The 18,561-nt window shown below is 59.2% G+C and carries 16 protein-coding genes; 8 read left to right on the top strand and 8 right to left on the bottom strand.

Annotated elements, in window-relative coordinates:
• Positions 1–244: 244 nt before the first annotated feature.
• The 3 genes from fixL to folD all read left to right on the top strand — a co-directional run bounded on the left by fixL (position 245) and on the right by folD (position 4,583).
• Positions 245–2,773: a PAS domain-containing sensor histidine kinase gene (fixL, locus tag ACSQ8V_RS05790; RefSeq protein ID WP_213763340.1), complete on the top strand. Its 2,529-nt coding sequence runs from the start codon at positions 245–247 to the stop codon at positions 2,771–2,773.
• Positions 2,770–3,417, top strand: a complete 648-nt coding sequence (gene fixJ, locus ACSQ8V_RS05785) for an oxygen response regulator transcription factor FixJ (RefSeq protein WP_089165612.1) — start codon at positions 2,770–2,772, stop codon at positions 3,415–3,417. Before fixL ends, fixJ begins: the two co-directional genes overlap by 4 nt.
• A 302-nt stretch (positions 3,418–3,719) precedes the next feature.
• Positions 3,720–4,583, top strand: coding sequence for a bifunctional methylenetetrahydrofolate dehydrogenase/methenyltetrahydrofolate cyclohydrolase FolD (gene folD, locus ACSQ8V_RS05780; RefSeq protein WP_213763342.1), 864 nt, complete (start codon positions 3,720–3,722; stop codon positions 4,581–4,583).
• Between the two features lie 26 nt (positions 4,584–4,609).
• On the opposite strand, the gene ACSQ8V_RS05775 is transcribed toward folD, so the two are convergent.
• Positions 4,610–4,792 carry a hypothetical protein gene (locus ACSQ8V_RS05775; RefSeq protein ID WP_436205145.1) on the bottom strand — a complete coding sequence of 61 codons (183 nt, stop codon included), beginning with the start codon at positions 4,790–4,792 and terminating at the stop codon, positions 4,610–4,612.
• A gap of 35 nt (positions 4,793–4,827) precedes the next feature.
• Here ACSQ8V_RS05775 and ACSQ8V_RS05770 point away from each other — a divergent pair, with 35 nt between their 5' ends.
• Entirely contained in the window at positions 4,828–6,960 is a 2,133-nt protein-coding gene (locus ACSQ8V_RS05770) for a M3 family metallopeptidase (protein ID WP_436205144.1), read from the top strand.
• A 99-nt stretch (positions 6,961–7,059) separates the two neighbouring features.
• Here ACSQ8V_RS05770 and ACSQ8V_RS05765 read toward each other — a convergent pair whose 3' ends face one another.
• Complete coding sequence (locus ACSQ8V_RS05765; protein ID WP_436205143.1) at positions 7,060–8,334, bottom strand: amidohydrolase family protein; 1,275 nt, start codon at positions 8,332–8,334, stop codon at positions 7,060–7,062.
• Positions 8,335–8,629: 295 nt separating this feature from the next.
• On the opposite strand from ACSQ8V_RS05765, the gene ACSQ8V_RS05760 reads away from it, so the two are divergent.
• From ACSQ8V_RS05760 to xth, 3 genes are all read left to right on the top strand, one after another.
• A complete protein-coding gene (locus tag ACSQ8V_RS05760) occupies positions 8,630–8,938 on the top strand; it encodes a type II toxin-antitoxin system RelE/ParE family toxin (RefSeq protein WP_213763347.1) in 309 nt (102 codons plus the stop codon).
• On the top strand, positions 8,935–9,228 hold the full coding sequence (locus ACSQ8V_RS05755; protein WP_213763349.1) for an addiction module antidote protein: 294 nt from the start codon (positions 8,935–8,937) through the stop codon (positions 9,226–9,228). The genes ACSQ8V_RS05760 and ACSQ8V_RS05755 overlap by 4 nt, the downstream gene beginning before the upstream one ends.
• A 153-nt stretch (positions 9,229–9,381) precedes the next feature.
• The gene (gene xth / locus ACSQ8V_RS05750) at positions 9,382–10,158 is read left to right on the top strand and encodes an exodeoxyribonuclease III (protein WP_436205142.1); all 777 of its coding nucleotides are present in this window, start codon (positions 9,382–9,384) and stop codon (positions 10,156–10,158) included.
• 171 nt (positions 10,159–10,329) lie between these two features.
• Here the strand turns inward: xth and ntrC are convergent, their stop codons facing one another.
• From ntrC to glnA, 3 genes are all read right to left on the bottom strand, one after another.
• Complete coding sequence (gene ntrC / locus ACSQ8V_RS05745; RefSeq protein ID WP_213763357.1) at positions 10,330–11,835, bottom strand: nitrogen regulation protein NR(I); 1,506 nt, start codon at positions 11,833–11,835, stop codon at positions 10,330–10,332.
• Positions 11,836–11,984: 149 nt separating this feature from the next.
• On the bottom strand, positions 11,985–13,130 hold the full coding sequence (gene glnL / locus ACSQ8V_RS05740) for a nitrogen regulation protein NR(II) (protein WP_213763359.1): 1,146 nt from the start codon (positions 13,128–13,130) through the stop codon (positions 11,985–11,987).
• A 167-nt stretch (positions 13,131–13,297) separates the two neighbouring features.
• Positions 13,298–14,713 carry a type I glutamate--ammonia ligase gene (glnA, locus tag ACSQ8V_RS05735; RefSeq protein WP_213763361.1) on the bottom strand — a complete coding sequence of 472 codons (1,416 nt, stop codon included), beginning with the start codon at positions 14,711–14,713 and terminating at the stop codon, positions 13,298–13,300.
• Between the two features lie 366 nt (positions 14,714–15,079).
• Between glnA and ACSQ8V_RS05730 the strand changes: the two genes are divergently transcribed.
• Entirely contained in the window at positions 15,080–15,544 is a 465-nt protein-coding gene (locus tag ACSQ8V_RS05730; RefSeq protein ID WP_213763363.1) for a rhodanese-like domain-containing protein, read from the top strand.
• A 33-nt stretch (positions 15,545–15,577) separates the two neighbouring features.
• On the opposite strand, the gene ACSQ8V_RS05725 is transcribed toward ACSQ8V_RS05730, so the two are convergent.
• The 3 genes from ACSQ8V_RS05725 to ACSQ8V_RS05715 form a co-directional block, all read right to left on the bottom strand.
• Positions 15,578–16,390: a competence/damage-inducible protein A gene (locus ACSQ8V_RS05725; RefSeq protein ID WP_213763365.1), complete on the bottom strand. Its 813-nt coding sequence runs from the start codon at positions 16,388–16,390 to the stop codon at positions 15,578–15,580.
• 22 nt (positions 16,391–16,412) lie between these two features.
• Complete coding sequence (locus tag ACSQ8V_RS05720) at positions 16,413–17,270, bottom strand: EI24 domain-containing protein (protein WP_436205141.1); 858 nt, start codon at positions 17,268–17,270, stop codon at positions 16,413–16,415.
• Positions 17,271–17,482: 212 nt separating this feature from the next.
• Positions 17,483–18,508 (bottom strand): sterol desaturase family protein, encoded by a 1,026-nt coding sequence (locus tag ACSQ8V_RS05715; RefSeq protein WP_436205140.1) that lies wholly within the window; start codon positions 18,506–18,508, stop codon positions 17,483–17,485.
• Positions 18,509–18,561: the final 53 nt, after the last annotated feature.

Raw genomic sequence — 18,561 nt, 5'->3', positions numbered from 1 at the left:
AGACACAATTGCGGAAAACAATGAGGGACAAGCGCGCGTGCGGCAATTCTAAAGAGCCTCAGAACGGTAGCGCAAGCAATTTTTCGAATCATGAGACTCAATCTCATAATGCGGAAAAATGCTGCAACGCACCGTGGGACAAGGACTTTTTGTTAGACGCGTTGGTGTCCTTGCGATCAATTGCGGGACTTTTCAAGACTTTTTACGCCATTTAACAGTGTGGCGCTGCGTTACAATTGCGCGCATGTTGACCGAACGGCTTTTCGCACGCTCGGCGCGCTCGAAGGGCAAACCCAACGACTCGGCGCCGACCCGCTGGCACCACGGACCGTGGTGGTCAAACTCGTACTTGCTGACCCCGTTGATCTCGATCCTGGTCTTCCTGGTCGTGATGAGCCTGATCTTGTGGAGTCTCAACCGGCGCGAACAGCAACAGCAGGAAGACACGCTCTACCGTAACGTGGCTTGGGCGCAGCAGCAAATCAGGCTTTCCATGACTGGGGCGCAGGAGCAGATTCAGGCGTTGGCGCGTGACATCGCGACGGGTCATGGGGACCCGCAGACGTTCCAGAGTTCCACCGGCGACATCATGCAGGGGCATCCCGAAATCCTCTACATGAACTGGTACACGGCGCAGCACAAGCCCCGCTGGCCGAATACGCCGCTGCCCGTGCTCGGTTCACGGCTCGCCAAGCCCACGGATGCTCAGATGGACGACGCCGTCCAGTCCGCGTTCGACGAAGCCCGCACCAGCCGCCGGCAGGTCTACTCGCCACTTCTGTACGACGATTTAGGCAATGGCTACATCACGTTGCAGACGCCGGTTTATCGCGACCGCGATTTTCTCGGGTCCATTGCGGCGGTGTTTTCCATCGAGGGGATTCTCAAGCATGACATCCCCAGCGAACTCTCCGCCAAGTACAAGATTTCCATTACCGATCTGAACAATCGCGAGCTCGCGACCACGTCCAGCCGGCCGCGCCTGCCGCGCGACATGTTCTATGACCTGCCGCTCGATCCGCCGGGACAAGGGGTATCGGTACGCGTTTATTCGTATCCGCAACTGACGAATTTCACGAACAACACGCTCGTCTGGCTGGTCGCCGGCTTGTCTTGTTTTGTGTTGTGGAGTTTGTGGAGCCTCTGGAAACACACCCGGCAACGCTTTGAAGCGCAACAAGCGCTCTACGCCGAGGCGTTCTTCCGCCGGGCGATGGAAAATTCAGTGCTGATCGGCATGCGCGTGCTCGACATGCACGGCCGCATCACGCACGTGAATCCCGCGTTTTGCCGGATGACCGGCTGGGACGAAAGCGATCTCGTGTCCAAAGTGGCGCCCTTTCCGTACTGGCCGAAAGACGCATATCCTGAAATGCAGCGGCAACTGGACATGACCTTGCGCGGCAAGGCGCCTTCATCCGGCTTCGAATTGCGCGTGCGTCGCAAGGACGGTTCGTTCTTCCACGCGCGGCTTTATGTCTCGCCGCTGATCGATAGTTCAGGTCGGCAGACCGGCTGGATGTCGTCGATGACCGACATTACCGAGCCGCGCCGCGCTCGCGAAGATCTCGCCGCCGCGCATGAACGCTTCACCACCGTGCTGGAAAGCCTCGACGCGGCGGTATCCGTGCTCGCCGCCGACGAAGCCGAACTGCTGTTCGCGAATCGCTACTATCGGCACCTGTTCGGGATTCGCCCGGACGGCCATCTCGAACTGGCGGGCGCGGGTTTCGACACGGCGCAGGCGTCGTCGGATTCCATCGATATGGTCGATACGTATGCCGGCCTGCCCGCCACCGCGCTGACCGAAAGCACCTCGGACGCGCAGGAAGTGTATGTGGAGAGCATCCAGAAGTGGTTCGAAGTGCGTCGCCAGTACATTCAGTGGGTGGACGGCCATCTCGCGCAGATGCAGATTGCGACCGACATCACCACGCGCAAGCAGGCGCAGGAACTGGCCGATCAGCAGGAAGAAAAGCTGCAGTTCACCAGCCGTTTGATGACGATGGGCGAAATGGCGTCGTCGTTGGCGCACGAGTTGAACCAGCCTTTGGCCGCGATCAATAATTACTGTTCGGGTTGCGTTGCGCTGGTCAAATCGGGCCGCATGACGCAGGACGCGCTGTTGCCCGTGCTCGAAAAAACCGCGCAGCAGGCGGTGCGGGCAGGCATGATCATCAAGCGCATCCGCGAATTCGTGAAGCGCAGCGAACCGAAACGCCAGCCTACGCGCGTGGCGGATATCGTCGCGGACGCCGTCGGCCTCGCAGAAATCGAAGCGCGCAAACGCAAGATTCGCATTCTCACCGAGATCCGCTCGCGTATGCCCGTGATTCATGTGGACCCGGTGCTGATCGAGCAGGTGCTCGTGAACTTGTTGAAAAACGCTGCGGAAGCCATGCACGATGCCAAGCCGAACGCCGTCGATCCTGTGATCCGCGTGCTCGTGCAGCGCGTGGACGGCGGGTTTGTCTGCGTGAGCGTGGTGGACCAGGGACCCGGCGTGGACGAAGCTACGGCCGAGCGCCTTTTCGAACCTTTCTATAGCACCAAGTCCGACGGTATGGGCATGGGCTTGAACATTTGCCGATCGATCATAGAATCGCATCGTGGACGTCTTTGGGTGGTGAACAATATCGATGCCTCCGGCACCGTGACGGGCGCCACATTCCATTGCAGTTTGCCAATCGGAGAAGCCGATGGTCCGGGCAGTAACGGACCGGAAGCTCTCAGTCATCAACCCACACAACAAACTGTTACGGGAGAGCTATGAGCACAGTCACCACTCAGGAAACCGTCTTTGTCGTCGACGACGATGAAGCCGTGCGTGATTCTTTGCGCTGGCTGCTTGAAGCCAATGGCTACCGCGTCTCGTGTTTTGCGAGCGCTGAGGCGTACCTCGACGCGTATCTCCCGATCGCCCATTCAGGCGCAATCTCGTGCCTGATACTGGACGTACGGATGTCCGGCATGAGCGGTCTCGAATTGCAGGAGCGGCTGATTGCGGAAAACTCGCTGCTGCCGATCATCTTCGTGACGGGTCACGGCGACGTGCCGATGGCTGTGTCGACCATGAAGAAGGGCGCGATGGATTTCATCGAAAAGCCGTTCGATGAAGCCGAGTTGCGCAAGCTGGTTGAACGCATGCTGGATAAGGCGCGTACCGAGAGTTCGAGCGTGCAGCAGCAGCGTGCCGCGGCCGAGCGGCTGGGCAAGCTGACGGCGCGGGAGCATCAGGTGCTGGAGCGGATTATTGCGGGGCGTTTGAATAAGCAGATTGCCGATGATCTTGGTATCAGCATCAAGACGGTCGAAGCGCATCGCGCGAACATCATGGAAAAACTTTCCGTGAATACGGTTGCGGATTTGCTCAGGCTGGCACTGTCCAACAAGCCGCAGACGCAGTCGGCCCAATAGGGGTTTTAGGGCTTCTCGCTGGTACGCCGAGGGGCGGCTTTTTGCGCCTCGGCGGCAGTGGTTTTGGTTTGTGCCCGGTCGAAGCCGAATCGCCCGTCCCCGCCAGTGGCAAAAAGCGTCGAGAAATGTAGACAGACCCAAACCGGCCATCGTCCCGAGCGCCGCACCGCCCGCCGCACCCGCATCCCCGTCCGGTATAATCAAACACTCACCGCAACGCCGCGCCGCACTGGCGCAACAGGCCCCTTGCGACCCTGCGCCCTCAAGAAAAGCAGCGGACTTGTTCTCCGCCCAGACCTCCTATGACCGCCCAAATCATCGACGGCAACGCCCTCTCCAAGACCCTTCGCGCCGATGTAGCCGTACGTGCCGCCGCCCTGACCGCCCGTGGCCAGCAACCCGGCCTGGCAGTCATTCTCGTCGGTGAAAATCCGGCCAGCGAGGTCTACGTCCGCAACAAGGTAAAAGCCTGTCAGGACAATGGCTTGCACTCCGTATTCGATCGTTTCCCGTCCACGCTCACCGAAAGCGAATTACTGACGCGGCTCGACGACCTGAACAACGATCCGAACGTGCACGGCATCCTGGTACAACTTCCGTTACCGAAACATATCGATAGCCATAAGGTCATCGAAGCCATCGCGCCAGCCAAGGACGTAGATGGTTTCAACGTCGAAAACGCCGGCGCGCTAATGACCGGCAAACCGCTGTTTCGCCCGTGCACGCCCTACGGCGTGATGAAGATGTTCGAAGCGCATGGCATCCCGCTCGAAGGCGCGAATGCAGTCGTGATCGGACGCTCGAACATCGTCGGCAAACCAATGGCCATGCTGCTGCTCGAAGCCGGCGCCACGGTCACCATCACGCACAGCAAAACGCGCGATCTGGCCGCGCTGACGCGCAACGCGGATGTGGTCGTCGCGGCAACCGGCCGGCGCAATATCCTGACCGCCGACATGGTCAAACCCGGCGCAACCGTGATCGACGTAGGCATGAATCGCGACGAGAACGGCAAACTCTGCGGCGACGTGGATTTCGCGGGCGTGAAGGAGGTGGCCGGTTTCATCACACCCGTGCCAGGCGGCGTCGGGCCAATGACCATCACCATGCTGCTGGTGAATACCATCGAAGCGGCCGAACGCGCGATGCAGCAGGATCGGGATTAAAGCGTTGGGGCAACGCCCTTCAGCGCTTACATGCATGATGGGCGCACCGGCTGCCCGATTGCCGCACCAACACGCACAGCCGGCACGCCGATCGGGTAAATCGCCGCGTTAGCCAGAATCGATTTGAGAATCGGTGGAAGCGTCCCCACAATAGTGAATAGCCCAACCGTCGAAATCGCGCGCTGTGTCAGGCGCGGCGTCACGTTCATCGTCGCATCCATTTTTATCCGAGACCGGGAGAGTCATGTCCAGTTCGACACCATCGAATATCGCGAATCAAGCTCAGACCCAAGCTCAGGGCAACCCCCTGCTCGACTTCTCCGACCTGCCCCGTTTCAACGACATCAAGCCGGAACACGTGACGCCCGCGCTCGACGTCCTGCTCGCCGATGCAAAAGCCGCCGTCGATCACGCCAGCGCGCCTGAGACCCCGGCTACGTGGCGAGACATCGTGGAAAGCGTGGAGCGCGCGAGCGAACGCCTGTCGCGTGCGTGGGGCGTGATCGGCCACCTGAATGCCGTCGCCGATACCCCCGAATTACGCGCCGCCCACGCCGAGAATTTGCCGCGCGTGACGGAGTTCTCAGCGAGCGTCGGGCAGAACCTGGCGCTCTATGAGAAATACAAGGCGATTGCGGCGAGCGAAGAACACGCATCGCTTTCAGTTGAGCAGAAGAAAATGCTCAGTAACGAGTTGCGCGGGTTCCGTTTGTCGGGCGCCGAGTTGCCCGAAGATAAAAAGCCCCGGTTTGCGCGCGTTCAGGAAGAACAGGCGGCGTTATCGAAGGCATTCTCCGACCATGTCCTCGATGCCACGAATGCGTTTTCGTATGTCGTCACCAAGGAAAGTGAACTCGCCGGTTTGCCGGAAGACGTGATCGAAGCGGCACGCGAAGCCGCGCAGAAAGAAAGCCGTGAGGGCTGGAAGTTCACGCTGCATTTCCCCTCGTATTTCCCGGTGATGCAGTACGCCGAACATCGGCCGCTGCGTGAAGCGATGTATCGCGCCTATGTGACGCGCGCGTCCGAACTGGGTGCGAACTACGGCAATGGCAAGCCCGAATGGGACAACACGGCGAATGTCGTCGAACAGTTGAAGCTGCGTGCCGAAGAAGCCCACGCGCTCGGCTATCAGAACTTCGCTGAGGTGTCTCTTGCGCCGAAGATGGCAGAATCGCCGGAACAGGTGGTTGCGTTCCTTGAGGACCTGGCTGTGCGTGCACGCCCACACGCCGAGAAGGACTGGATGGAGTTGCGCGCGTTCGCCGCGACCGAGCTCGGCATGCCGGAATTGCAGCCGTGGGACTCGACCTTCGCCGCGGAGCGCCTGCGCCAGCAGCGTTATTCGTTCTCGGAAAACGAAGTGAAGCAGTATTTCCCGCAAGAGGCCGTGCTGAAGGGTTTGTTCAAGGTCACGGAGACGCTGTTCGGCGTGAGTATCCGCCGCGATGAAGCCGCCGTCTGGAATCCGGAAGTGCGCTTTTTCCGCGTCGAAAACAAGGACGGTTCGCTTGTCGCGCAGTTCTATCTGGACCTGTATGCGCGCGAAGGCAAACGCGGCGGCGCCTGGATGGACGACGCCCGCTCGCGGCACAAACGCCGTGAAGGCGGCGTGCAGACGCCCGTCGCGTATCTGACGTGCAACTTCTCCGCGCCCGTTGGCGGCAAGCCAGCGTGTTTTACCCACGACGAAGTCATCACCCTGTTCCACGAATTCGGACACGGCTTGCATCACATGCTGACGCGTGTCGATGAACTTGGGGTATCGGGTATCAACGGCGTGGAATGGGATGCGGTCGAACTGCCGTCGCAGTTCATGGAGAACTTCTGCTGGGAGTGGGACGTGCTCACCGACATGTCCGCTCACGTGGACACGGGCGCCACGCTGCCGCGCGAACTCTTCGACAAGATGCTCGCCGCGAAGAACTTCCAGAGCGGTCTGGGCACGTTGCGCCAGATCGTGCTCTCCATGTTCGATATCCAGCTTCATAGCGACTACGATCCGGCCGGCGCGACGAACGTCAACGACTTCGCACGTGAGATCAACGAGCGGTTCCACGTCGTGCCGCAAGCGCCTTTCTCCCGTTGGACCAATACTTTCACGCACATTTTCGCCGGCGGGTATGCCGCGGGGTATTACAGCTACAAGTGGGCGGAAGTGCTGTCGGCGGATGCGTATGCCGCGTTCGAAGAGGCCGCGAAGCTGGGTGGTGGATCAGTGCTTGATGCGACAACGGGCATTCGGTACCGGCGCGAGATTCTTGAAGTAGGCGGCAGCCGGCCAGCGATGGACTCGTTCAAGGCATTCCGCGGCCGGGAACCGAATATCGATGCGCTGTTGCGGCATAACGGCATGTCGCCGGAGACGGCGCATTGAGGTTATGACAGCGGCGACGCTGTTTGAATGATTGAAGAAGACCGTTCCAACTCGCGTTGGAACGGTTTTTTTATGTGCTTTATTTAGAAGGGTCTCGACTTACCGATCCAGCCGGAAATTCACTTCCTCCGGCCGCCCTTCCAGACTGAGTTGCGCCCGCATCGCCGGCGCGCGGCTGACCACCTTGCCGCGGCGAAGCACCGCTATTCGCGTCGCCCGCAAGCGAATCGCTTCAACCGGGTCGCGCGCGTCCAGTATCACGCAATCCGCGTTGTTGCCCACGGCAATCCCGTACCCTTCGATACCCAGGATTTTCGCCGGCGTCGTCGTCACCGCTTCGAACGCGGCACGCATGGCATCAATACCCGTCATCTGCGCGACGTGCAAACCCATGTGCGCCACTTCCAGCATGTCGCCTGAGCCCAGGCTGTACCACGGGTCCATCACGCAGTCGTGGCCGAACGCTACGTCTACCCCTGCTGCCATCAACTCCGGCACGCGCGTCATGCCTCGGCGCTTGGGGTAGGTATCGGCACGACCTTGAAGCGTGATGTTGATCAGCGGATTCGCGATCGCGGCCACGCCGGAGTCGCGAATCAACGGGATCAGCTTGCTCACGTAGTAGTTGTCCATGGAATGCATCGACGTCAGGTGCGAACCCGTAACACGTCCCTGCAGACCCAGCCGATGGGTCTCCGACGCCAAGGTTTCTATATGGCGCGACATTGGATCGTCGGATTCGTCGCAATGCATGTCCACGCGCAGTCCCTTCTGCGCCGCGAACTCGCAAAGAAGGCGCACGGACTCGGCGCCATCGGCCATCGTGCGTTCGAAATGCGGAATGCCGCCGACCACATCGACGCCCATTGATATCGCGCGCTTCAGGTTCTCGAACGCGCCCTTGCTCCGCAAAACGCCGTCCTGCGGGAACGCAACGAGTTGCAAGTCCAGATACGGCTTCACACGGCGCTTCACTTCCAGCAACGCCTCCACGGCGAGCAGACGCGGATCGCAGACATCCACGTGAGATCGAATCACGAGCAGGCCACGCGCGACGGCCCAGTCGCAATATTGCATCGCCCGGTCGACCAGTGCGTCCTGTGTCAGCTCGGGCTTCAGCTCACCCCATAACGCGATCCCTTCCAGCAGCGTTCCCGACACGTTCACCCGCGGCAAACCGTAGGACAGCGTGGCATCCATGTGGAAATGCGCATCGACGAACGGCGCGCTGACAAGAGAACCCGCGGCATCGATTTCCTCCGGCGCGGTCGCGGCGAGCTGCGGTTCGATCGCGGTGAAACGCCCGCCTTCGATGCCGATGTCCACCAGATCGCGGGAATCCGCGAGCGCTGCGTGTCGAATGATCAGGTCCATGAGCTTGTCCTTTCGCCAAGTGTTTCGATGATTGTAGCGGGACAGAAAGCTCGATTTCCGGAGTGCTGGCCACGTTAGCCATTTGGTCGACTACAGCAAACTTGGGCGACCGATCACAGTGACCACTCCACTTTCCCGATGGTTGGCTTTCGTCACTACGCTCAAATCACTCCGATGCCGATTCCCGAGTGAGCAAGATCAGATCACTACATTCAATCGATGCCTTGAGTTTTCGTATCCAGTGGGATACACTTTACCAAGGCATCCCACTTAACGTTATCTGGGATCCACACGCATGACGAACACAATCAATCAAACGCACGACTTTTCGGCTTGGCTGTTGGGCGTGACTGATGTGTTAGCAAGAGCCGCCATCTTGATCCGGATCAAACGCGCCGCGTTGGGAAATTTCGGCGATTGCCATGACGTCGGCGGCAGCGTGTGGGAAATGCGGATTCACACAGGCGCGGGCTATCGTGTGTATTACGTGCGTGACGGCTTGACGGTTTATCTATTGTTGGCCGGCGGAAGCAAGCAAGGGCAGATATCGGATATCGCCCGAGCGAAGGCCATGTGGCAGCGAATCAGACAGGAACGGAAATGAACTCAACTCACATTTCAACTTTCGACGCATCCGACTATCTCGATAGCGAAGAGGCCATCGCGGCCTATCTGAACGAGGCGCTTGCCTCGGGGAACTCCGACATTCTCCTGTCGGCTCTTGCCGATGTTGTGAAAGCACGCGGCATGTCGAAAGTTGCCTCCGAAGCGGGTGTGCAACGCGAAAGCCTGTACAAGTCGCTGGCTGAGGGGGCGAAACCTCGATTTGAAACTATCCAGAAAGTGGCCGCTGCGTTGGGGGTGAAACTCGTCGCCGTGCCGGTACATCACTGACGCCCTTCGCCTTGAGGTCCTAAGGCCGGTGGCTCAGGTAAGCTGCGCCCACGCTTCAATCAATCGGGCCTATAACGCCGAAAGACCAACAAACAGCTTAACGCTCACGCCGACAACTCATCACTGACGAGAGTCAATCTCCGCACCAATCAAATGAAAATTGCCACCTGGAACGTCAACTCCCTCAAGGTCCGCCAACAGCATGTGATCGACTGGCTGGCAACAAGCGGCGTCGACGTGTTGTGCTTGCAGGAGCTCAAGCTCACCGACGACAAATTCCCCGTCGCTGAACTCGCGGCCGTCGGCTACCGAAGCTGGTTCGCCGGTCAGAAGACCTACAACGGCGTCGGTATTCTGGTACGCGACAGCCTGACGGTCGACGAAACCACGGTCGTGCGCAATATCCCGGCGTTCGAAGATCCGCAGCAACGCGTGATTGCCGCGACGGTCGAGGGCGTGCGAATCATCTCGGCGTATTTTCCCAACGGCCAGGCTCCGGGCACGGAAAAATTCGCGTACAAGATGCGCTGGCTCGAGGCGCTGCGGGACTGGATCGAGGGCGAGATGAAGACGTATCCGCAACTCGCGCTGCTCGGCGACTACAACATTGCGCCGGAGGATCGCGACGTCCACGACCCGAAAGCGTGGGAAGGCCAGAACCTCGTCTCGCCCGAAGAACGCGCGCATTTCGTGCAGTTGATCGAACTAGGTCTCACCGACACCTTCCGCATGTTCGAGCAGCCGGAGAAGCTTTACACCTGGTGGGACTATCGGATGCTCGGGTTCCGTCGTAACGCGGGATTGCGCATCGATCACATTCTGGTCACGGCAGAACTCGCCGCACGATGCACAGCGTGCGAAGTGGACAAAGTGCCGAGAAAGTGGGAACAACCGTCGGATCACGCGCCGGTAATCACAACTATTAACTGAATAGGGAGTGCTCTGGCAGCGGAGCGTTAACGCGGAAGCTGTGCCAAGCGCCAGGCGACTGCGTTATGTCTCGTTCGGAACTTGAGGCGAAAAGCTCGCTATCAAATACGCCCATAAATGCAGGCGAAGAACCGCGGCGAGGGCGTCGGCAGACGCCCTCCACTACCCGCATCAGGCGTCCAGGTGCAACTCCTGAATCTTGCGTGTGATCGTATTGCGGCCGATCCCCAGTCGCTCGGCCGCTTCCACTTTCCGGCCGCGCGTGAAGTCGAGCGCCTCGCGAATCACGGCGGCTTCAAAGCGCCGCGCGAGTTCGTCCATGACATCGGCGGTATTTTCACGCAGCAATCGCGCAACCTCGGTCCGCAGGCCGTTTTCCCACACGCTCGCGGGAACGCCGGCAGGCGGCGTACCAAGCGATGCAGGCAAACCGCCGACACCACCAGATAGGGCCGCGTTCGACCCACCGCCAATTTCCGCCGCCGAGGCGGTCAACGCAGTGCTCTCACCCGCGTATTCCTGAGTCGGCGTGAGATCCGGCGGCAAATCCTTTTGCTCGATGGTCTGCGCCGGCGCCATCACGGTCAGCCAGTTACACAGGTTTTCGAGTTGCCGTACATTGCCTGGAAACGGCAGCGATGCCAAAAAACCAAGCGCATCTTCCGATACGCGCTTCGGCTCGACACCAAGATCGCGCGCGCTTTTCTGCAGGAAATGCCGCGTGAGCAACGGAATGTCTTCACTACGCTCGCGCAACGCGGGTAGACGCAAGCGAATCACGTTCAGCCGGTGATACAAATCCTCTCGAAACAACCCTTGCCGCACGCGTGATTCAAGGTTCTGATGCGTCGCCGCGATCACCCGAACGTTCGCCTTCAACGGGTTGTGGCCACCCACGCGATAAAACTGCCCATCGGATAACACGCGCAACAGACGCGTCTGCAGATCAAACGGCATATCGCCGATTTCATCGAGAAACAACGTACCGTTTTCAGCTTGCTCGAACCGCCCCTGCCGCATCGCCTGCGCACCCGTAAACGCGCCGCGCTCGTGGCCGAACAACTCGGACTCAAGCAGATCCTTCGGAATGGCAGCAGTGTTCAACGCAATGAACGGCCCATTCGCGCGCGGGCTATGGCGGTGCAGCGCACGCGCGACAAGCTCCTTTCCGGTGCCTGATTCGCCCGTGATGAGCACAGTGGCGGCGGAATGTGACAGACGGCCGATCGCGCGAAACATGTCCTGCATCGCCGGCGCCTGGCCAAGCATCTCAGGCGTTTCGGTGACGCTGTTGTCGTAGGCCGCTTCACCGCGCATGCTTTCATCGACGGCGCGGCGGATCAATTCAACGGCCTTGTCGACATCGAACGGCTTTGCCAGGTATTCGAACGCACCGCCCTGGAACGCAGCCACGGCGCTGTCGAGATCGGAGAACGCCGTCATGATGATGACCGGCAAACCGGGCAGCTTATCGCGCACAGTTTGCAACAATTCGAGTCCCGAACCTCCCGGCATGCGGATGTCGGACACAAGCACTTGCGGACTTTCCTGTTCAAGCGCTATAAGCGCGTCGCGGACGCCGGAAAAACTGCGCGTGGCGAAGTTCTCTCTTGCGAGCGCTTTTTCAAGCACCCAGCGGATGGATTGGTCGTCGTCTACTATCCAGATCGGCTTCATATAGTTCGGCGAGATGTCTTCGTGTGGTTCGGTATAAGCCCGTCGAAACGGTCAGGTACTAGCGCTTTTCAAAATGTCGATGAACCCTCGTGATCGATCCTTAACCTTGACTCCATGCTTCGGTACTTCGATCCTTCATCGGTGTCCGGTCAGCCGCCGAACGGCAACAAGATGGTGAACTCGGTACAACCAGGCTTGCTTTCCACTTCGATCAACCCATCGTGCTGCTGCACGAACGTCTGCGCGAGCGTAAGACCCAGTCCACTCCCATCTTCCCGCCCGGACACAAGCGGATAGAAAATCCGGTCGCGTATCTCTTCCGGGATTCCGGGACCGTTGTCAGTGATATGCAAGTCCAGTGCCAGTTTGTGCAGGCGCTTGCCAATCGTCACTTTGCGCGCAATACGGGTACGCAACTCGATACGCGCATCGCCTTGTGAAATGCGTTCGCGCAGCGCTTCCGCCGCGTTGCGCACGATGTTGAGCAATGCCTGGATAAGCTGCTCTTTATCGCCGCGCAAGTCGGGCACGCTCACGTCGTAATCGCGATCGAGCGTGAGGCCACGCGGAAACTCCGCGAGAATCACGGCGCGCACGCGTTCGCATACTTCGTGAATATTTACGTCGCCAACAATATGTGGATGCCGATGCGGCTCAAGCAATCTGTCTACCAAGGTTTGTAGCCGATCCGATTCCTTGATGATCACCTGCGTGTATTCGCGCAACTCGTCGCGTTCACGCGCGCCCAACTCGAACTCGAGCAGTTGCGCTGCGCCTCGAATGCCGCCAAGCGGATTCTTGATTTCATGCGCGAGGTTGCGAATCAGCTGCTTGTTGACCGCCGTCAGATCGTGAATACGCTCCTCGCGGTCGGTCTTCAAATGCCGCTCGTTCTCGAATAGTTCGAGCAGCACGTAATTCGGTGCGACTTCCAGATACGCAACAATCGCGTGAACATGCAACGGCTCGCGGCCGGGACGTTCGAGCACGGCGTCGAGATGCGTTGCGTTGAAACGATGATCGGCAATCGACGCAATGGTCGTCACCAGTTCGTCCGCATTGGCGAACAGTTCAGGCCATGAGGTTTGAGCCAGTTGCTTGCGCGAGCGCTCCAGCATGGCTTCCGCCGACGGATTCGCGAACGCGATCTTGAGGCTCAACTTGTCGAGCACAAGCACGACCGTGGGCAGCGCTTCCATGCCCGGCAGCAAATGCGTAGCGACGAGCGCGGCGTCGTCGGACAACGAATTGTCGGGAGGACTCTTTCTCGCCTTGATGAGATTCTTGAGAACCATCGTGCAGTGAGACCCCGTCTTGAAACTTGTCAGGAGAAGTGTCGGCGATTAAAAAAAGGGACGGCACGCCGTCCCTTTTCGATCACTCGACACTCCTGCTTCGCGTCAGGCGACGCACTTCTCCGCAAGACAGCGAACGAAGAAGCGCGCGCGCCATGCAACGCGCTTTACAGCGAGTAGTACATTTCGAACTCGATCGGATGCACAGCCTGGCGATAGCGCTGCAGTTCATTCGTCTTCAGTTCGATATACGCGTCGAGCATGGAATCGGTGAACACACCGCCGACCGTCAGGAACTCACGGTCAGCGTTAAGCGCGTCCAGCGCTTCGTCGAGGCCGGCACACACGGTCGGGATCTTTGCATCCTCTTCCGGCGGCAAGTCGTACAGGTTCTTGTCAGCGGCTTCGCCCGGGTGGATCTTGTTCTGCACGCCATCCAGACCGGCCATCATCAGCGCCGAGAAGCACAGGTACGGGTTCGCCATCGGATCCGGGAAACGCGTTTCGATACGGCGGCCCTTCGGGTTCGACACGTGCGGAATGCGGATCGAAGCCGAACGGTTCTTCGCCGAGTAAGCCAGCTTGACCGGTGCTTCGAAGTGCGGCACGAGACGCTTGTACGAGTTCGTCGACGGATTCGTGATCGCGTTCAGCGCGCGAGCATGCTTGATGATGCCGCCGATGTAGAACAACGCGAATTCTGACAGGCCTGCATATCCGTCGCCGGCGAACAGGTTCTTGCCGTCCTTCCAGATCGACTGGTGAACGTGCATGCCCGAGCCGTTGTCGCCCACGACCGGCTTCGGCATGAACGTCGCCGTCTTGCCATACGTGTGCGCCACGTTATGAACGATGTACTTCAATTGTTGCGTCCAGTCGGCGCGTTGAACCAGCGTCGAGAACTTCGTGCCGATTTCGTTCTGGCCCTGGCCCGCCACTTCGTGGTGGTGCACTTCGACCGGAATGCCGATCTGTTCGAGCAACAGGCACATTTCCGAACGGATGTCCTGGAACGTGTCGACCGGCGCAACCGGGAAATAACCGCCCTTCGTGCCCGGACGGTGACCCGTGTTTCCGCCTTCGAATTCCATCGACGACGACCACGGCGCTTCTTCCGAGCCAATCTTGACGAAACAGCCCGACTGATCTGCGCTCCAGCGAACCGAGTCGAAAATGAAGAATTCGGGTTCCGGACCGAAGAAAGCGGCGTCGCCCAGACCCGAGCTCTTCAGATACGCTTCAGCACGCTTCGCGAGCGAGCGCGGATCGCGTTCATAGCCTTTGCCATCTGCCGGTTCCACCACGTCGCAGGACATCACGAGCGTCGACTCTTCATAGAACGGGTCGATGAACGCAGTATCCGCATCCGGGATCAGCAGCATGTCCGACGCTTCGATGCCCTTCCAGCCGGCGATAGACGAACCGTCGAAAGCGTGGCCGCTTTCAAATTTGTCTTCGTCGAATGCCGAGACCGGCACCGAAACGTGTTGTTCTTTACCGCGCGTGTCGGTGAAACGGAAGTCGACAAACTTGACGTCCTCGTCCTTGACGAGTTGCATGACGTCGGCCACGGATTTGCTCATTACTTATCTCCTGATTAACAAAAGTCGACGAACATCAATTCGCCGCCTGACCGATTCGAAACCATCGGTAGAGTCAAAAGCAGCTTCCATGCCAAGTGCACCATTGTTGCGCTAAGCGGTTGAAGCTGCGCGCTTTTTCGGGGAAGCACCACTACCCTTCAAGGGGCTTACTGATCGAAATCGCATCATTATGCACATATTCAGTGCACTCAAAACTGAGACCCGTAACGTTAGCACTGATTCGGGGCAATTCAAACGCTCCGCACCAGTCCGATGCGTTCTGCCGCCTCAGCCAACCATGCATGAGCGAAGCGCTGGCAGCAAGCTAGAATGCCTAATTAAAATGTCCGATTGGAGACCCAGTCCATGAGCACGCTCGAGCAGCTGTACGCCCAGGCCACACTTCGCGCCGATCAAAACCAGTTGCCTTACGCGGGCGCCATTCTGCCCGCCGAAGCTTTCGAGCTTCTGCAACTCGACCCCGCTGTTCGCCTGATCGACGTACGTACGCGCGCCGAACTCGACTGGGTCGGCCGGCCAGCCATTGATACCGCGCAGTACTCGCACGTTGAATGGATCCAGTATCCAGGTTCCGTCCCGAACACGGCGTTCATGCATCAGTTGCGTGAAGTGGCCTCGCCCGACACGCCCGTCCTGTTCCTCTGCCGTAGCGCTGCGCGCTCAAAACTAGCGGCGGTCCTCGCTCAGAAGGAAGGTTTCACCAAAGCCTTCGACCTGCTGGAAGGATTCGAGGGCGACAAGGATGGACAGGGCCACCGCAAAACCGTTTCCGGCTGGTGCTTTCGCGGCCTACCCTGGATCGGCGCGTAAATCCTCTGGTTGAGTGGTCGAGTTCGTCGCGGCTTAAGCCACTGCGCCCGGTTCAATCTCCACTATCTCGCCACCGAGCTCGGCCACACCCTCCCGCAACCGGGTGAACGCGGCGTTCGCTGCACCCGGTTCCCCCTTCACGCCCAAGTCAATGTGCGCACGCCCGTACACCTCACCGCGCGTGGCGTCACCGACGCTTGGCAGGCTGAAGACCCGCACTCCCGCGAAGTCGCTTTCGATTGATTCCATCAGCGGCGTAATACGCGATTCCGGCAACCCGAAGACCAGCACTGAACGCTCTACATAAGGCGTTGCGTGATGCAGGTCCGCGTATTTGTTGTCCAGCACCCACTCGATCATCGGCCATGCCATGACGGGGAAACCGGGCACGAAATGAATGTTCCCCGCTGAAAAGCCGGGAATCCGGTTATAGCTGTTTGGAATGATGCTCGCGCCCTTCGGGAACGTGCCCATGTTCAACCGATGCAGGTTTTCCGGCAGATCGAGATCCACCGGCTTGTCACCCGCCGTTTCCCGGATGCGCGCACGGATCAGTTCGGCCGCTTCTGGATGCAGTTCGAGCGGCACCCCGAGTGCAGCGGCAGCGCACTGCCGCGTGTGATCGTCGGGTGTCGCGCCAATTCCGCCCGTCGAGAAAACGATATCCCCCGACGCAAAGGCTCGTTTAAGCGTAGCGGTAATGCGTTCGCGGTCATCGCCAATATAGTCTGCCCAGTCGAGCGACAACCCGCGCGCCGACAACAATTCGATAACTTTCGGCAGATGCTTGTCGGTCCTGCGACCGGACAAAATCTCATCGCCAATGATGATCATGCCAAAGCCCATGAATGCTCCCTGATCGTGAAAATTAGCCGGAAATTCGAAATTCGGGCGGTGCGCCGGGACCGCTCAGCGTAGATGCAGCCGCAGCGGTTTCTATCCGCAAGCGCTCAAGCGCATGCAAGCAGTAGTGCGCAAACCAGAGTGCCGAGAAAACGAGGATGAACGCATAGATCCAGATAGTCGCCGCCGCCACGACTGGAAATAATGGCAGCAGCCAGACCGACCACGCCCATAACATGGTCGGCAAAGACCCCAGCAGACCGCTGATCACGCCAATTCCAAACAGCGGCCACCGGGAGCGCCGCACGATAGCGCGCCGCTCCTCCGCGCTAGCATGCAACGCGAGAGCGTCATAGGTCATGACCCGGTAAGTCAGCCAGCCCCACAACACGGGCGGAATGATCGCGAAAAACGGCGGGATCAGCCACAGCGGTAACGTCACGACCAGCAGCACGAGGCACACGACCGTTGTGACCACTGAATGCCCCAGACTCCCGTACCACGAGCCCCCGCGCCGCATTTCAAGCGACGCGTACTGACGCCGCGTCAACAGCCTGATCACGGCGGGCATGGAAAGCGTCGCAATGAGCAACAAAATGGTTACCACGATTAACGGAATCGCCATGATCACGATGAAAAACGGCGCAATCACCGCGTGCAACGACGAAAAACCGATCGAATCGAAGAGCCGGTACATTGCGGACGTCAGCGCCCAGCCATCAAGCCAGTTACGCGCGGCGCCCGTCAGCGTCTGCCAGAAAAACCACAGGACGGCGCCCCATGCAACGGTCGCCACAGCGAACGGCATGAACGTCAGCCACAGCATTCTCGGATGAAAAGCGTTCGCGAGCGCGCGTACGAACGAACGCAGCAAGTCATTCATGCAAAGAGTCGTCTGAAAGGGAAAGAAGACAGGATAAACCACTGAGCACATGCCGCGCTGCTCGTCCGTTTGGCTAACGCTGCCAGTTAAAACGACTTCGCCGGCTGGAGGCCGGCGAAGAGGACTGAGGCGCTACAAACTGAGTAGGTTCAAACAAAAACACATAGGCCCGGACAGGATAGTCTGAACCGGGTTTGATCACGCATGGCTGCTTAAACGGCGGCCGCGTCCGAATCCGAACCCGGGGCGCGGGTCGCCCGATGCGACACGATGCGCTCCCCGATGCGCTTAAACGCAAGCCAGTGCTGCTCGATGAAACCATCGCCGTAATTGCGGCCGGGCTTGTCCGCAACCGCCAGTTGGTCGCGAATACCGGTCGGCTCGAGCTCCTGATTCCACGACACGCTCCTGAACATCATGTCCCACCACGGCAGCAGCACGCCGAAGTTGCATCCGTAGGTCGTGCCTTCGTGACCATAGCCAATTGCATGGTGCCGCCGATGGAACGTCGGGCTGACAAGCAGGCGCTCGCCAAGCCAGCCGTAATGCAGCCGGATATTCGCGTGCTGGACGCTTTGCATCAGGTTGGTGATTGCGACGAGCACCACGAACTGCGATGGTTGCACGCCGATCACCAGCGCCACGCAAGCAAAAACCCCCGCCTGCATGACGTCGTCCAACAGATGGTTCCTGTCGTCGGTCCACAACGACATCTTTTGCTGGCTGTGATGCACCGCGTGCAATTCCCACCAGATGCCGATTCGGTGCTCCATCCGGTGATACCAATAACCGACGAAATCAAGCACGACCAGATAAATAACGAACGCGATGATCGGCTGAGACGTGACGCCCGGCCAAAGATTGTCAAGCTCGACGTTGGCAATGTTGTGCAGCCGCAGCCAACTCTGAAAACCATCAAAGAATGGCTGAAACGTGAAGAAAAAGAACAGATTCAGGATGCCCAGCTTGACGATCCACGTATACAGCGCGTCCACGCGCACGCCTTTCCTGTTTTGCCACTTCTCGGCAGGCCGCAAGGCCTCAAGCGGTCGCAGGATCGCGTACATGGCAAGCACTTCGAGCACGCCCACGATCACCCAATAGAGCGCGTCGTAGGTGTCTTCGTCATAACCCATCAGACCGACCTTGAACAGGAACGGCTGCACGACGTCGACGTACAGCCACGTCTGCGCCGTCGAGACGACCGTGTCGAACAGGGAAAAAATGGAATGAAACATGGTGCTCCGTCACTGTTACCAGGTGCAGTCCTATCTTGGCGGCACCTCAACCT

It is taken from the genome of Caballeronia sp. LjRoot31 (assembly GCF_964253885.1).
GTDB lineage: Bacteria > Pseudomonadota > Gammaproteobacteria > Burkholderiales > Burkholderiaceae > Caballeronia.
This window is presented reverse-complemented; position numbering and strand designations above follow the sequence as displayed.